The sequence below is a fragment of the Robertmurraya sp. genome, assembly GCF_036676585.1.
Taxonomy (GTDB): Bacteria; Bacillota; Bacilli; order Bacillales; family Cytobacillaceae; genus Robertmurraya_A.
This window is the reverse complement of record NZ_JAKFCQ010000160.1, coordinates 1-1,778: the sequence shown is the minus strand read 5'-3', so window position 1 is coordinate 1,778 and position 1,778 is coordinate 1. Positions and strand designations below refer to the sequence as shown.

Below are 1,778 nucleotides of genomic sequence, written 5' to 3'. Positions count from 1 at the left end.
TCGGAAATAGATTATTTGTACTTAAAAATTAATTAATTAGTGCTTGTAACAGAGCCGGAATCCTCCCACCACGATTAATCATTTTCTCCGAACCAAAAGGATTCACACCCATAACGGGTGCTCGTCCTAGCAGTCCGCCAAACTCCACCATTTCTCCCTCTTGTTTCCCTGGGACTGGGATACCGTAAACAAAGGAAAAGGAAAGGTATTCAAATGGATTATATTGCTATAAAATGTGAAGCCTTAGAACAATAAGAAAAAATGGTCACAAAGGGTAACAACTAAAAGCAGATGTTGATGTGACCTTTAAATACAGTCATATCAAGGGATAGAGTGAAAGGTAACAATAGTCACAATCAGAGAACTAGTGAAAAAGTCTTTAAATCAGTTTGTTAATGAAAAGGTAAATGATAAGTTACAAAAAGCCTTAAACTCGTCTCCTGATAATATCGAGAATACCGTGTTAAATGCAACAAATGAAGTTGAGAAAGAAAAAGAGAGTATTGAATTAAGTAATAATGATACTAGGTCACTTGAAGGTGCCATACATACAACAGAAGAGGAAATAGAAGGCTATGTATTGATAAAGATGATTCTTAGAGAGGAAATAGACCCTGCGAGAGTCTTTTATAGAGATAACAAGAGTTACTTTAATGGGTTTGTAGATTAAGTTTTAACAGTACAAATAAGTATATCCAATTAAACGATGTTAACAGAACATATATTAAAATTGATTCAGTGAATAATATACTTAACTATAAAGAAGAAATACTCGAGGTAGCTAGGCAATTTGATAAAGCTACAGTTAAATAAATTAAAGAAAGCTATTTGATATATTCAACCGCACAGTGTGTTCCACTCGTGCGTTTTTTATTTTGTAAAAAAATGAAATCTAGAAAGGTTCTCTATTTTTTATCCAAACATTCACTTACAAACAATAGACCAACTAGTTTATAATAAAAGGATGTCCAAATAGGATAGAAGTAGGAGTTTGACACGAAGTAGGGTAAGTAGGTGAATACTATAGATATCATTGAAACAAGGGTGAGAGGTTTTATTGAAGATATTCAACACCCTAAACAAAAAAAGAAGATTAATATTAACGATTTAGAGCTTCAATTGCGTAAGCTGATGGATGATTATTTTGATATGGACGGATATTCGTTGTTCTATCGTTCCATTGAACTTTTGCAAGCAGAAGGACAATTGATTCCTATTCAAAATAATCAATATAATGGAAGAACACCAGCGCTCCCCTTATATTATTGGGTGAATATAAAAATTCAGTCTACCAAGTGGGATCGTTTAGAGATGATGAAATTAAGTGATCAGTTTGACTTTTCCTATTATGAACGTCATCCTGAATGGCAAACGGTAGAGGAATGGAATCGAATCCAGAATGTTTATACTTTTCTCCAAAGCAATCAGGAACGGGAAATCGTTTCATTCGAAGAAAGAAGCTTGGAGTTGTTTGGTCATGAAAAATTTTTACTAGATGGTGACAGTTTCCCCGAAGGCAAGGGCTTTTTAGATAGAATTGGAGTATTGGAAGAGCAGCTGAAAATGGTAAGCTATGGGGAGCCTTTTGTATTTTGGATGAAACAAGGAAAAGAAATAAAAGATATTCAGAGGGTACTCATTGTTGAAAATCTATCTTTCTTTCATACTTCCATTAAATTATTGGAAGCCAATGTACTGGATTATGAACCTGAACTAATTATTTATGGGGAAGGGACAAAAATTGAACGTAGTTTTTCCTTTTTCTTTCGAATGTTTCC

General features: G+C 33.7%; 2 protein-coding genes and 1 pseudogene. 2 read left to right on the top strand and 1 reads right to left on the bottom strand.

What is annotated here, in order from left to right:
* Nucleotides 1-28: 28 nt before the first annotated feature.
* Nucleotides 29-181, bottom strand: a pseudogene (locus ACGLXV_RS20000) (PFL family protein); the annotation flags it as partial.
* A 186-nt stretch (nucleotides 182-367) separates the two neighbouring features.
* On the opposite strand from ACGLXV_RS20000, the gene ACGLXV_RS19995 reads away from it, so the two are divergent.
* Complete coding sequence (locus ACGLXV_RS19995; protein WP_391560057.1) at nucleotides 368-670, top strand: hypothetical protein; 303 nt, start codon at nucleotides 368-370, stop codon at nucleotides 668-670.
* 344 nt (nucleotides 671-1,014) lie between these two features.
* A partial coding sequence (locus ACGLXV_RS19990; RefSeq protein WP_391560056.1) for a permease occupies nucleotides 1,015-1,778 on the top strand: 764 nt, incomplete at its 3' end.